Source organism: Streptomyces sp. NPDC093252 (genome assembly GCF_040683675.1).
Taxonomy (GTDB): domain Bacteria; phylum Actinomycetota; class Actinomycetes; order Streptomycetales; family Streptomycetaceae; genus Streptomyces.
In genome coordinates this window covers 439,088-452,485 of sequence record NZ_JBFBEM010000005.1, presented here as the reverse complement: position 1 = coordinate 452,485, position 13,398 = coordinate 439,088, and the positions used below count along the sequence as shown (strand labels likewise).

Here is a 13,398-nt window from a genome sequence, read left to right as displayed (position 1 = left end):
CAGGGTAACCGCTCGGGGATACTGGACCCCATGGCTTACGACGATCTTCGCTCCCTGCTCAGGGCACTGGAGCGCGAAGGGGACCTCAAGCGCGTCAAGGTCGAGGTGGACCCGTACTTGGAGGTCGGTGAGATCGTCGACCGGGTGCAGAAGGCGGGCGGTCCGGCGCTGCTCTTCGAGAACGTGAAGGGCTCCTCGATGCCCCTCGCGATGAATGTGTTCGGCACCGACCGGCGGCTGCTGAAGGCGCTGGGGCTGAAGTCGTACGGCGAGATCAGCGAGAAGATCGGCGGGCTGCTGCGGCCCGAGCTGCCGCACGGGTTCGTCGGGGTGCGCGAGGCGTTCGGGAAGCTCGGCGCGATGGCCCACGTACCGCCGAAGAAGGTGAAGCAGGACAACGCCCCGGTGCAGGAGGTCGTCCTGCACGGGGACGAAGTGGACCTGGAGCAGCTCCCGGCGCTGTTCACCTGGCCGCAGGACGGCGGGTCGTTCTTCAATCTGGGCCTGACCCACACCAAGGACCCCGAGACCGGTATCCGCAATCTCGGGCTCTACCGCCTCCAGCGCCACGACAAGCGCACGATCGGCATGCACTGGCAGATCCACAAGGACAGCCGCAACCACTACCAGGTCGCCGCCCGCCGAGGTGAGCGCCTCCCGGTCGCCATCGCCTTCGGCTGCCCGCCCGCCGTCACCTACGCCTCCACCGCCCCCCTCCCCGGGGACATCGACGAGTACCTCTTCGCCGGGTTCCTCGCGGGCAAGCGGACCGAGATGGTCGACTGCAAGACCGTCCCGCTCCAGGTCCCGGCGCAGGCCGAGGTCGTGCTGGAGGGCTGGCTGGAGCCGGGGGAGATGCTCCCGGAGGGGCCGTTCGGCGACCACACCGGCTTCTACACCCCGCAGGAACCGTTCCCCGCGCTGACCATCGACTGCGTGACCATGCGCAGGCGCCCGCTGCTCCAGTCGATCGTGGTGGGCCGCCCCCCGACGGAGGACGGCCCGCTGGGAAGGGCTACAGAGCGCTTTTTCCTGCCCCTCCTGAAGATCATCGTGCCGGACATCGTGGACTACCACCTCCCGGAGGCGGGCGGATTCCACAACTGCGCGATCGTCTCGATCGACAAGAAGTACCCCAAGCACGCGCAGAAGGTCATGCACGCGATCTGGGGCGCCCACATGATGTCCCTGACCAAGCTGATCGTGATCGTGGACAGCGACTGCGATGTGCACGATCTGCACGAGGTGGCGTGGCGGGCGCTCGGCAACACCGACTACGCCCGCGACCTGTCCGTCGTCGAAGGCCCGGTCGACCATCTCGATCACGCCTCCTACCAGCAGTTCTGGGGCGGCAAGGCGGGCATCGACGCGACGGAGAAGTGGCCCGAGGAGGGCTATACGAGGGACGGCGGCTGGCCCGACATGGTGGTGTCGGACCCGGCCACGGCGGCGACGGTCGACCGCCGCTGGAAGGAGTACGGACTGTGACGGCCACCGGGACGACGGCCACGGGGACGCGTACGGGCACGGGTACGGCGACGGGGCCGATGGCCACGGGCACCGCGGAGACCGGCGCCCTCGCCGCCGCCACGGCCCCGGGGCCCGCCCCCCGCCACCCGGGTGAACCGGGGTGCGCCCGGTGAGCAGCGCCTCCGCCGCGATCCCGCAGCCCGGACGCCCCGGACGCCCCGGACGCACCAAGGCGTTCCTCCGGCTGGTGATGATCGAGCACTCGGTCTTCGCCCTCCCCTTCGCCTACATCGCCGCGCTCACCGCGATGTACGACTGGGACCGGAACATCCACTGGGGCCGGCTGCTCCTGGTCACCGTCTGCATGGTGGGCCTGCGCACCTTCGCGATGGCCGTCAACCGGATCATCGACCGCGAGATCGACGCCCGGAACCCGCGCACCGCCCACCGCGAACTGGTCACCGGCGCGATGTCGGTCCGGCACGCCTGGACCGGCGCCCTGATCGCCCTGGTGGTCTTCCTGGGCGCGGCGGCGCTGCTCAACCCGCTGTGCCTGGCCCTCGCCCCCATCGCGGTCGTCCCGATGGTGGTGTACCCCTACGGCAAGCGCTTCACGAACTTCCCCCAGGCCATCCTCGGCCTCGCCCAGGCCATGGGCCCGATCGGCGGCTGGCTGGCGATCAGCGGCACCTGGTCCTGGGACGCGGTCATCCTGGGCCTGGCCGTCGGCATCTGGATCGGCGGATTCGATCTGATCTACGCCTGCCAGGACGTCGAGACGGACCGCGAGGTCGGGGTCATGTCCGTCCCCGCCCGCTTCGGCATCCCGGCCGCGATCTGGGCGGCCCGCGTCTGCCACGCCCTGACCACGGCCCTGTTCGCCTGGTACGCGCTCGCCACCGACGCCGGGGCGTTCTTCTGGCTGGGCCTGCTGATCGTCGCCGGGGCGTTCGTCTACGAGCACTCCATCGTGCGCCCCCATGACCTGTCCCGGCTGAACCGCGCCTTCTTCAGCGTCAACGGCTTCATCGGCATCGCGCTGTTCGTGTGCGCGCTGCTGGATCTGCTGGTGCGGGGGCTGACCGTGTAAGGAGCGTGCGGCCTACGATGAGGGGCAGGACCTCAGGAGGCCACCGTGACCGTCACCTCGGACCTTGACCGCCTGCACTCACAGCTCAGCAAGCTGGGGGACATTTTTCCCGGCTATGTGATGGAGATCGTCGAGGGCTGCATTGTGATGAATCCGGTCAAGCCGTTCCACGGTAAGACCATCCAGCGTGTGTGGGGACTTCTTGAGGACCAGCTCTCTGCGGAGTGGTCCGTGGTCAGCGATGTGGCGTTTCCGTTTGACGACGTCAATGAGTTCTGCCCGGACTTGGCCGTCATTCCCGCCGCTGAGGAGGACGCGAACCAGGGGGCCTATCCGGCGGATCTCATCGAACTCGTCGCCGAGGTGGTGTCCCCGGAGAGCGTCCGCCGCGACTACGAGATCAAGGCCCAGCGCTATGCCTCGCGCGGTATCCCCAACTATCTGATCTTCGATCCGCTCAAGGGGCATGTGGTCACCCTGTGGAACCCCGGTCCGAAGGGTTATCGCGGCCGGGACACCATCGTCTACGGGCCTGAGCTGACCGTCGATTCCCCGCTGGGGAAGCTCAGGATCGACACCGGTCGGCTGCCGATCGACCCCAAGGCCCGGCCTCAGGCCTGAACCGCACCCCCGACCGGTCTCCGCCCCCGCACCAGGAACGCCGCCGCGACCCCCGCTATCAGCCCGATCAGATGCCCCTGCCAACTGATGCCGGTCTGGGTCGGGGCCAGGCCCGCCAGGAAGGTGCCGCCGTAGACCGCGGCGACCAGGACGCCGACCAGGATGCCCAGCGGGCGGCGCTCCACGAAGCCGGTGACCAGCAGATAGCCGAAGAGGCCGAAGATCAGGCCGGACGCCCCGGCCGTGTTGGTGCCGGACGGGGCGACCAGCCAGACCCCCACCCCGTCGGCCACGACGATCAGCGCGCACACCAGCAGGAACCGGCGTATCCCGCCCAGCGCGGCCAGGAAGCCCAGGACCAGCAGCGGGACCGTGTTCGCCATCAGGTGGCCGAAGCCGAAGTGGATGAAGGACGCCGGGATCACATCGATCAGCTCGGACGGGGTGCGCGGCACGATCCCGAAGCCGTCCAGCTCATGGCCGGTGAGGACATCGACCACCTCCAGCAGCCACAGCAGCGCCACGAAGCCCAGCATCAGCTTGGCCGCCGCCCACGCGCGGGCGCCTCCGCCCCGCCGCCCGCCCGGCTGACGGGCCCGGCCCGGTCCCGGAGCCGATCCGTGGTGGCCCGATCCGTAGTGGCCCGATCCGTGATAGTTCGCCATGACACCCCCCGCGACTGGTTTGTCCCTCCAAGGAACGCCTCGGACCCCATCCCCGGTTCCCGGCCCACCGGGGCGGATCGCTCCCGCCCCGCCGTGCCCGGTGGCTCCCGCGCCCTGCCGTGCCCGGTGGCTCCCGCCCTGCCGTGCCCGGCCCCGTGGCTCCCGCCCCGCCGTGCCCCGTGGCTCCCGCCCGGCCAGGGCGAATGGCTGGCGTCGGCCCCCGCCGGATCCTCCCTTCCCCGCCGGGCCGGATATTCGCACCCCCTCGGGCCGGATAGGCTCGGAGGTGTGAACCCAGTCAAGCCAGGAGAGACGCCCCGTCCGCCTTGGATCGTGGGGGTCTCCGGGGCTTCCGGCACTCCTTACGCCGCCGCTGTGCTCCGTGCCCTCCTCGCGGCGGGGGAGCGGGTCGACCTGGTCGTCTCCCGCGCCTCCCGGCTCACCCTCCTCGACGAGACCGGCCTCCCCTTTCGGGACGCCCACTGGCAGGACGACCTGCGTGAATGGCTCTCCCGGGGTGCCGACGGCAAGCCCGGCACCTTCGCCCCGGACCTCGGCGGCGTCCGCTACTGGAACGCCGGTGACCTGGCCGCCGGGCCGTCCTCGGGGTCGTACGCCACGCAAGGGATGGTCATCGTGCCCGCCTCCACGGCCTGTGTCGCCGGGGTCGCCCTCGGGCTGTCCAAGGATCTGCTCCAGCGTGCCGCGAGCGTCACCCTCAAGGAGCGCCGCCCCCTGGTCGTCGCCGTCCGGGAGACCCCGCTGAACGGGCAGACCCTGCGGCATCTGGTCACACTGGACGACGCGGGGGCGGCCGTCGTCCCCACCTCGCCCGCCTTCTACGCGGGCGCCACCCATATCCAGGACCTGGTGGACTTCGTCGCCGGACGGGTCCTGGACGCCGCCGGGGTCCCCCACTCCCTCTACCGGCGCTGGACCGGCGAACTCGGCGGCGGATCGGCCGCCCCCGCCACCGGCTGACCGCCCGCCCCCAAGGCCCCGGAGCCCCAAGGCTCCAAAGCCCCAAGGCTCCAACAGACCTCTCCAGCACGCACGAACACCCCTACTTCGGTACTTCAGTGGAAGGCTTCTATCGCATGGACGCCGTGGACAGGCAGCTCATCCAGGCCCTGAGGGAGAACGGCCGGGCCTCGTACGCCGAGCTGGGCCGTCTCGTCGGACTGTCGGGGCCGAGTGTCACCGACCGGATCAACCGGCTGGAGGCGGCCGGTGTCATCACCGGCTACCGGGCCACCGTGGACGCCGCCTCGCTCGGGCTCGGCGTGATTGCGCTCATCGGCATCTCGCTGTCCGACGCCGCCGACCACGAGGACGTGGCCCGGCGGCTCAAGGACCTCCAGGAGATCGAGGACTGCTGGTTCATCGCCGGGGACGACTCGTTCATGCTCAAGGTCCGCGCCACCGACGTGGACGGCCTGGAGAAGATCATCCGGCGGCTGTCCGGCACCAAGGGCGTCTCCCGCACCCGGACCACCATCGTGCTCTCCACCAAGTGGGAGAACCGGGTCGGGGAGTTGCCCGAAGAGGTCTGAGACCGCAGGCGTACGGTGGGGCGGGTCGGGTTGCCGGAGAGAAAGGGCAGGTGCATGGAGGTCGGGGTCAAGCGCGAGCTGGAGGAGAAGGTCCGTTCCGGTGAGCGGCTGACGCGCGAGGACGGCCACGCGCTCCACGCGGCGGACGACCTGGCCTGGCTCGGCGGTCTCGCCCACGGGGTCCGCACCCGCGTCAACGGCACGGCCGGGCACTTCGTCGCCGGACGGCACATCGACACGCCGGTCGAGGACGCTGTGGCGCTCGCCGGGGACCTCGCGGACGAGGGCCTGACCGAGCTGCGGCTGACCGCCGGAGTCCGGGACGGGCTGCCCTGGGAGGCGTACCCGCGCGCGATGCGGGCGCTCCGGGACGCCCTGCCCGGCGTGTCGCTCCAGATCTTCACCGCCGGGGACATCCTGACCCTGGAGACCCTCGCCGGGCGGGACGCCTCCGCCGTCCTGGACGAACTGATCGACGCCGGACTCGGCGCCCTCACCACCGGCTCCACGGGCGCCACCGAGACCGGCTTTGCCGAGTCCGGCGACGACTGGCCCGGCCTGTCCCGCGTCCACCGCCTCGCCCACGCCAAGGGCCTCCTGACGCCGGCCGTCGTGGGCCACGGCCCGGACGGCGTCGACCATCTGCTCCAACTGCGCGCTCTCCAGGACGAGACCGGCGGCTTCCAGGTCCTCGTCCCGCTGCCCCGCCCGCAGGGCCCCGCGGTCACCCCGCTGGAGGCGCTCAAGACCTTCGCCGTCGCCCGGCTCCTGCTCGACAACGTCCCGCACCTGAGGGCCCTGTGGACGGCGTACGGCCTCCAGACCGCGCAGCTCGCCCTCCAGCACGGCGCCGACGACCTGGACGGCTCGCTCACCGAGGCGGACCTCACCCGGGACGACCTGGTCGCGCTGATCCGGGACGCCGGATTCCGCCCGGTCCGGCGGGACGCCCGCTACGGGACCGTCCAGGAGCACGAAGGCCCCGACCCGGCCCGCCGGGAGGCCCCGCAGCCGATGCGGATCTGACGCGATGCCCGTGTCCATGTCCACGTCCACGTCCGGTGACACAGGTGACACAGGTGACACAGGTGACTCCGGTGACTCCGGTGACTCCGGGGCCCTGGCCTTCACCCTCGACCCTGCCGTCGACCCCGCCCTGCGCGACGGCATCCTCGACCTCTGGGTCGATGTCACCCACGCGGGCGGGGCCGTCGGCTTCGTGCCCCCGGTGGACCGCGAGACGATCCGCCCCGAACTGCTCAAGCACTTCACGGCGATGGCCGACGGCCGCACCCGTCTCCTCGTCGGCCACGACGAGGACGGCCGGGTCGCCGCCACCGCCTTCTTCGCCTTCAACACCCACCGGCTGATGACCCACTGGGTGTGGCTGTACACGGTGATGGTCCACCCCCGCCACCAGGGCCGCGGCCACGGTCGCGAACTGCTCGCCGAGGCCGCCCGCGTGGCGCGCGGGGCCCCCGGGTTCGACGGCGTCGAGGCGATCCGGCTGGGCTGCCGCGGCGGCCACGGCCTGGAGCGGTTCTACGGTTCCTGCGGCTACAAGGAGGTCGGCCGCATACCCGGGGCGATCCGGGTGGCGCCGGGCGACGACCGCGACGACATCGTCATGCTGCTGCCCCTGTGACCAGACCCCGTACGGCCCCCCCTACTGACCCCCCTCCGCGACCGGCCGTAACGGCGTGCTTCACTGGACGGTGTCCCCCCGGTGAACGCGACGACTGAACGCGGCGACTGATCACGACGGCCGAATACGATCACCGGAACACGATCGCCGAACACGATCACCGAAACACGGCGACGCGGAAACGCAGGAAACGGAAGAGTGGATTGAGATGCTCCGCTACACGCTGATGCGCCTCGGGATCTTCGTGGCCTGCCTGCTGGCCGTCTGGGGCCTCGTCTACTCCGGGATCGCGCCGCGCGGGCTCGGGGAGTCCAACGGCATGTGGATCGTCCTGCTCGCGCTGGTGATCTCGGCCCCCATCAGCTTTGTGGCGCTGCGCAAGCAGCGGGACGTCGCCTCGGTCGGGATCGTCGGCCGGGTCGACCGGATGAAGGCCAACCTGGACGCCAACCGCACCCAGGAGGACGACGCCGACGACGCCGCCCGCGCCGCGCAGGCACAGCACCAGGAGCAGGCGCAGGTGCAGGCGCAGGCCCAGCCCTCGGCCCAGTCCCAGACCCGGAGCCGCGCGCAGTCGCAGGGCCACACGACGGGCCAGGCGCAGACCTCGTAAGCGCGCCCCGCACCTTCACCCCCGCACCCCGGTTCGCCCCGGGGTGCTTTGCTTTGGCGGGGTATAGGGCGTGTTGTACCTCTCAAAGAAAGGCTTTGAGGATCTCAAAGCCTGGGTGTTACGGTCTAGACATGAAGTCCGCAGCCGAGTCCGCCATGCCTCCGAGCGTTCCGCTCGTCGAGCGCCTGCATGTGGACCTCTGCCGGTGCGCCTCCGCAAGCTGTCGTCACTGACAACGTTCTCCCGGACGTTCCCTGGACCAGTCCCCGGTCCGGGCCCGCCCGTTCGGCCACTTCGGCCAGTTCAGCGCCAGCACTTCCCCGTCCCCGTCGCGCATCCCCCACCGGAGCCTGTCCGTGTCTGACACGAAGTCCCTCAAGCTGCCCATAAGAGTGCCCTTCTGGGCGCAGATCATCATCGGTCTCCTGCTGGGCGTGGCGCTCGGCTGGATCGCCAGGTCCGCCGATGTCTCCTGGCTGGTGACCACGCTCGACAAGATCGGCGGCATCTTCATCGGCCTGCTGAAGCTGGCCGTCGCCCCGCTCGTCTTCTTCGCGATCCTGGTCTCCATCACCAATCTGCGAAAGGTCAACAACGCCGCCCGGCTGGCCTCCCGCACCCTGCTCTGGTTCATGATCACCTCGCTGATCGCGGTCGCCATCGGCATCACCATCGGCCTGGTCACCAACCCCGGCTCGGGCACCGGCCTGACCCCGGCCGACGGCGCCGCGCCCGAGAACCGGGGCTCCTGGCTGGACTTCCTGACCGGGATCATCCCGACGGACGTCATCACCCCGTTCACCGAGCTGAACGTCCTCCAGATCGTCTTCATGGCCGCCGTCGCCGGTATCGCCGCCCTTCAGCTCGGCGAGAAGGCCCAGCCGATCCTGACCCTCAGCGAGTCGGTCCTCGAACTGCTCCAGAAGGCCCTGTGGTGGGTCATCCGGCTCGCCCCGCTCGGCACGGTCGGTCTGATCGGCAACGCCATCGCCACCTACGGCTGGGACCTGATCGGCAAGTACGCCACCTTCACCGCCGACATCTACATCGGCTGCGCGATCGTCCTCTTCCTCGTCTACCCGGTGCTGCTCGCCACCGTCGCCAAGGCGAACCCGCTCCAGTTCTTCAAGGGTGCCTGGCCGGCGATCCAGCTCGCCTTCGTCTCCCGCTCCTCGGTCGGCACCATGCCGGTCACCCAGCGGGTCACCGAGCGGCTCGGGGTGCCGAAGGAGTACGCGTCCTTCGCGGTGCCGTTCGGTGCCACCACCAAGATGGACGGCTGCGCCGCGATCTACCCGGCCATCGCCGCGATCTTCGTCGCCCAGATCTTCGACGTCCAGCTCGGCGTCGGCGACTATCTGCTGATCGCGTTCGTCTCCGTCGTCGGCTCCGCCGCCACGGCCGGACTGACCGGCGCGACCGTGATGCTGACGCTCACCCTCTCCACCCTCGGCCTGCCGATGGAGGGCGTCGGTCTGCTGCTCGCCATCGACCCGATCCTCGACATGATCCGCACCGCCACCAATGTGGCCGGGCAGGCGCTGGTCCCGGTGCTGGTCTCGGCCCGCGAGGGCATCCTCGACCGGGACGCGTACGACAAGGCGGGCGGCGGTTCGCCGCTGGAGGACAAGCGGGTACCCGTCCCGGCCTGATCCGGCCTCCCCCTGGGCAGTCCCTACAGTTCCTACAGTCCCCATAGCTCCCACAGTCCCCACGGGAATCCGGTCCAGGGGCCGTCCGCGTCGTCTCACTCGTCGAGACGCGGGCGGCCCCCGGGGCGTGCCGCGGGCGGGTCGTGGGGGTCGTGGGGGGCCGTCCGGAGCATGGTCATCACCGGCCCCGGCCGGACGTACGCTAAGGCGCATGGGTGCCGTGAAGACCAAACGGATGCCGCGCGCGGTGCGTGAGCAGCAGATGCTGGACGCCGCCGTACGGATCTTCGGGCGGCGCGGGTACATGGCGGCCTCCATGGACGACATCGCGGAACTCGCGGGTGTGTCCAAGCCGTTGGTCTATCTGTATCTGAACTCCAAGGACGACCTCTTCACCGCCTGTATCCGCCGCGAGGCCCAGGCGCTCGCCGACGCCGTGCGCGCCGGGGCGCGCGCCGGTCTGCCCGCCGACCGGCAACTGTGGGAGGGGCTGCTGGCGTTCTTCACCCACACCGCCGAGCACCCCGACGGGTGGGCGGTGCTGCATCTGCGGGCGCGCACCCATGGGGACCGGTTCGCGGCCGAGGTCGATGAGATGCGCGCGGAGATCGTGGCGTTCGTCGGGCAGTTGATAGCAGCCGCGGTGCGGGACGCCGGGGCGGATGTCCGGCCGGACGCGGGCGCGCATGTCCGGCCGGACGTTGGCGCGGATGCCCGGCTGGGCGCGGGCGCGGATGTCCGGCCGTTCGACGGGGTGGATGCCCGGCCGGACGCCGGGCAGGGTGGGCCGGAGCCGGAGCCGGAGCCGGAGCCGGAGCCGGAGCCGCAGCCGCAGCCGGAGGTGGAGCCGCAGCCGGAGGTGGACCTTGCCGGGCTGGCCGAGGCCCTGGTCGGCGCCGCCGAGTCCCTCGCGGCCTGGGCGAACGCCACGCCCGGGATCACCGCCCGGCAGGCGACGGCCTCGCTGATGAACTTCGCCTGGACCGGCCTGGGCGCACTCCTGGGCGGCCACCGCTGGACACCGCCTCCGCCGAACCCCTGACCCACCCGGATGTCCGCCGTCCCCTCTGACCGGCCGGGGGCGGGGGTGCCCCGCTCGGACTCCCTGGCCCTCTGACCGGCCAGGGCGGACCCGTCCCGCTCGGATCCTCTGGCCCTCTCACCCGCCCTTGGCGGACCCGTCCCGCCCGGACGTCCCCGGCCCCCTGACCCGTCCCAGGGGCGGCTGCCCCCCGTCCAGACCTCCTCCCAGCCCGCTGACCCGCCCGCCCGGGGCGGACATCCCCGCCCAGACCTGCACCCGGCCCCCCGACCCGCCCCCGGCGGGACCCGCCGCAGACTTCGCCGCCCCCCTACCCCGCCCCCGCCGGAGGCGCCCCCCACCCCCAAGCGGACGCGCCTAGCCGCAGACCTCCGCCGTAAAGTCCCCGAACCCGCACCAACTCCCCATCACCCCGCCGTACGATCACGACTCGTCCGGCGCGGAGGCCGACCCGCGGCCGTGCCGCCGCTGAACGCCTCCCCACGCCCAGCGCGTACCACAGGCAGCAGAGCGCAGTAGTCGCTCACCACGCACGCACGGCTGCCACCGCAGGCCCAGGAGCTGCCATGACCCTCCCGCACCCGTCCTCCCCCTCAACCGAACCCTCTTCCTCCCCCTCCCCCTCCCCCTCCTCCCCCCTCCCCTTCGAGGACTACGACCCCGACGGCGGGCCCGTGCTCGTGGTGCCGGAGGTGCGGTGGGTGGACGGGGAGGTGCGGGAGGCGGCCGTACCGGCGCTGGTGGCGGCCGGGTCGCACGGCTCGCTGGCCGATCTGCCGTTCGACAACGCCTCGGAGGCGCCCGCGCACCCGGTGCTCAGCCGGCGCACGGCGGACGGGAGCTGGCGGGACGTCACGGCGGCGGAGTTCGCGGCCGAGGTGCGGGACGTGGCCAAGGGGCTGATCGCGGAGGGGCTGAACCCGGGGGACCGGATCGCGCTCATGTCCCGGACGTCGTACGAGTGGACGCTGCTGGACTTCGCGGCGTGGGCGGCCGGGCTGGTGAGTGTGCCGGTGTATCCGACCTCGTCCGTCTTCCAGACGCGCTGGATCCTCCAGGACTCGGGCGCGGTCGCGCTGCTCACCGAGACCGCCGAACAGGCCGCCGCGCTGGGCCCGGAGCTGGGGCATCTGCCCGATCTGAAGCATCTGTGGACCATCGGCAAGGGGCATGTCGAGCGGCTGGCGGAGCTGGGGCGGGCGCTGCCGGACGCGGAGGTGGACGTCCGGCGCGGGGTGCTGGGACCCGACACCCTCGCCACCATCGTCTACACCTCGGGTACGACGGGTCGCCCCCGGGGCTGCGCGCTCACCCACGGCAACTTCCTCACCGAGGTCGACAACGCGATCGAACTCCTCTACCCCGTCTTCAAGGCCCGCCACCACGACGAACCCGCCACCCTCCTCTTCCTCCCCCTCTCCCATGTCTTCGGCCGGATGGTGGCCATCGCGTGCGTCCGCGCCCGGGTCCGCCTGGGCCACGCGCCCAGCCTCAGGTCCGAGGACCTCCTCGCCGACCTGGCCGCCTTCCGCCCGACCTTCCTCCTCGCCATCCCCTACATGCTGGAGAAGGTCTTCCACAGCGCCCGCGCCACCGCCGAACGCCGGGGCAGGGGCGGTTCCTTCGACCGCGCCGCCCGGGTCGCCCGCCGCTACGGCGAGGCCCTGGAGTCCGCCGAGCACGGCACGGGCGAGGGCCCCGGGCGGGGACTGCGCGCCGCCCGCGCCCTCTACGACCCTCTCGTCTACCGCAGGATCCGGGCCGCCCTCGGGGGCCGGGTCCGCCAACTGATCTGCGGCGGCTCCCCGCTCTGCCGGGACATCTCCGCCTTCTACGCGGGCGTGGGTCTGGAGATCTACGAGGGGTACGGGCTGACCGAGTCGACGGGCGCGGCGACCCTCACCCCGCCGCTCCGCCCCCGGATGGGCACGGTCGGCTGGCCCCTGCCCGGGGTCCGGGTCAGGATCGCGGCGGACGGCGAGATCCTGCTGGCCGGCGGCCCGGTCTTCCGGGGCTACTGGAACCCGGCGGCGGGCGGGGTCGTCCCCGCGTCCCCCGACGGCTGGTTCCCGACCGGCGATCTGGGCCGCCTGGACGACGACGGCTATCTCACCCTCACCGGCCGCAAGAAGGAGATCATCATCACCGCGGGCGGCAAGAACATGGTCCCGGCCCCCCTGGAGCACTACCTCCGTACCCACCCCCTGATCTCCCAGGCCCTGGTCCTCGGCGACCGCCGCCCCTGCGTCACCGCCCTGATCACCCTCGACGCCGACGGCATCACCCACTGGCGCCGCATGAACGGCAAACACCCCGTACCCCCGGAACTCCTGGTGGACGACGAGGAACTCCTCGCGGTCCTCCAGCGCGCGGTGGACGAGGCCAACAAGCTGGTCTCCCGCCCGGAGTCGATCCGCCGGTTCACGGTCCTGCCGGTCGACTTCACGGAGACCGGCGGCCACCTCACCCCCACCATGAAGGTCCGCCGCGAGCAGATCCTGCGGGACTTCTCGGCGGTGGTGGAGGAGATGTACGCCGGGGAGTGAGCGGATTCGCGGGGCGCGGGCCGGGGCGGGCGTGCCAGCATGGACGGTCCGACAGGCTGACGCGCTCGGGGGGTTGGCGATGACGGCTGCTGTGGTGCGGTGGCTGGTGGCGGTGGTGGGATCGGCGGCGGCGTTCGCGGTGGTGGCCGTGCCGTGGGCGGTGCTGGTGGAGGGGGGTGACGACCCCTGGGACGTGATCGGCCCCGTGGCCGGGGTGGCCGCGGCGGGGACGCTGGCCGCGCTCGGCTGGTGGGCGTCACAGGCGACGGGCGGCCCGGGAGTGCGCCGGGTGCGCCGGGTGCGCCGGGTACGGCAGTCGGCGCGCGGCGGCGGCCGGATCCGGCAGACGGGCGGGAGCGCGGGGACGTCCGGGAGTACGGGTTCCGGGAGTACGGGTTCCAGTGGGCCCACGGACATCCGCCAGCGCGCCCGCTCGAACGGCTCCGGCGACATCGACCAGGTCGGCGGGGACCGGGGCTGACGGTGACGATGGTGATGACG

At 71.8% G+C, this 13,398-nt stretch carries 12 protein-coding genes and 1 pseudogene; 12 read left to right on the top strand and 1 reads right to left on the bottom strand.

The genetic code is table 11. From position 1 onward, the window contains the following. The first annotated feature begins 30 nt into the window (after positions 1 to 30). The 3 genes from AB0O01_RS13660 to AB0O01_RS13650 all read left to right on the top strand — a co-directional run bounded on the left by AB0O01_RS13660 (position 31) and on the right by AB0O01_RS13650 (position 3,181). Positions 31 to 1,488: a menaquinone biosynthesis decarboxylase gene (locus AB0O01_RS13660; protein WP_365313002.1), complete on the top strand. Its 1,458-nt coding sequence runs from the start codon at positions 31 to 33 to the stop codon at positions 1,486 to 1,488. A gap of 151 nt (positions 1,489 to 1,639) precedes the next feature. After that, positions 1,640 to 2,560 carry a menaquinone biosynthesis prenyltransferase MqnP gene (gene mqnP / locus AB0O01_RS13655; protein WP_365313000.1) on the top strand — a complete coding sequence of 307 codons (921 nt, stop codon included), beginning with the start codon at positions 1,640 to 1,642 and terminating at the stop codon, positions 2,558 to 2,560. Positions 2,561 to 2,605: 45 nt separating this feature from the next. Next, on the top strand, positions 2,606 to 3,181 hold the full coding sequence (locus AB0O01_RS13650; RefSeq protein WP_365312998.1) for a Uma2 family endonuclease: 576 nt from the start codon (positions 2,606 to 2,608) through the stop codon (positions 3,179 to 3,181). Here AB0O01_RS13650 and AB0O01_RS13645 read toward each other — a convergent pair. After that, complete coding sequence (locus tag AB0O01_RS13645) at positions 3,172 to 3,717, bottom strand: rhomboid family intramembrane serine protease (RefSeq protein ID WP_365313152.1); 546 nt, start codon at positions 3,715 to 3,717, stop codon at positions 3,172 to 3,174. The two genes, AB0O01_RS13650 and AB0O01_RS13645, sit on opposite strands and share 10 nt — an antisense overlap. A gap of 417 nt (positions 3,718 to 4,134) precedes the next feature. Here AB0O01_RS13645 and AB0O01_RS13640 point away from each other — a divergent pair, with 417 nt between their 5' ends. From AB0O01_RS13640 to AB0O01_RS13600, 9 genes and pseudogenes are all read left to right on the top strand, one after another. Further along, a complete protein-coding gene (locus AB0O01_RS13640; RefSeq protein WP_365312997.1) occupies positions 4,135 to 4,827 on the top strand; it encodes a UbiX family flavin prenyltransferase in 693 nt (230 codons plus the stop codon). A 116-nt stretch (positions 4,828 to 4,943) separates the two neighbouring features. After that, positions 4,944 to 5,399, top strand: a complete 456-nt coding sequence (locus tag AB0O01_RS13635; protein WP_279550938.1) for an Lrp/AsnC family transcriptional regulator — start codon at positions 4,944 to 4,946, stop codon at positions 5,397 to 5,399. A gap of 54 nt (positions 5,400 to 5,453) precedes the next feature. After that, positions 5,454 to 6,425, top strand: a complete 972-nt coding sequence (locus tag AB0O01_RS13630; RefSeq protein ID WP_365312996.1) for an aminofutalosine synthase MqnE — start codon at positions 5,454 to 5,456, stop codon at positions 6,423 to 6,425. A 16-nt stretch (positions 6,426 to 6,441) separates the two neighbouring features. Continuing rightward, on the top strand, positions 6,442 to 7,044 hold the full coding sequence (locus tag AB0O01_RS13625) for a GNAT family N-acetyltransferase (protein ID WP_365312995.1): 603 nt from the start codon (positions 6,442 to 6,444) through the stop codon (positions 7,042 to 7,044). Positions 7,045 to 7,252: 208 nt separating this feature from the next. Further along, positions 7,253 to 7,546: pseudogene (locus AB0O01_RS13620) on the top strand (DUF4229 domain-containing protein); the annotation flags it as partial. A 461-nt stretch (positions 7,547 to 8,007) separates the two neighbouring features. After that, positions 8,008 to 9,309 carry a dicarboxylate/amino acid:cation symporter gene (locus AB0O01_RS13615; protein WP_365313151.1) on the top strand — a complete coding sequence of 434 codons (1,302 nt, stop codon included), beginning with the start codon at positions 8,008 to 8,010 and terminating at the stop codon, positions 9,307 to 9,309. A gap of 211 nt (positions 9,310 to 9,520) precedes the next feature. After that, complete coding sequence (locus tag AB0O01_RS13610; protein ID WP_365312994.1) at positions 9,521 to 10,351, top strand: TetR/AcrR family transcriptional regulator; 831 nt, start codon at positions 9,521 to 9,523, stop codon at positions 10,349 to 10,351. A gap of 566 nt (positions 10,352 to 10,917) precedes the next feature. Then, positions 10,918 to 12,897, top strand: coding sequence for an AMP-dependent synthetase/ligase (locus tag AB0O01_RS13605; RefSeq protein ID WP_365312993.1), 1,980 nt, complete (start codon positions 10,918 to 10,920; stop codon positions 12,895 to 12,897). Between the two features lie 79 nt (positions 12,898 to 12,976). After that, positions 12,977 to 13,378 (top strand): hypothetical protein, encoded by a 402-nt coding sequence (locus AB0O01_RS13600; protein ID WP_365312992.1) that lies wholly within the window; start codon positions 12,977 to 12,979, stop codon positions 13,376 to 13,378. Positions 13,379 to 13,398: the final 20 nt, after the last annotated feature.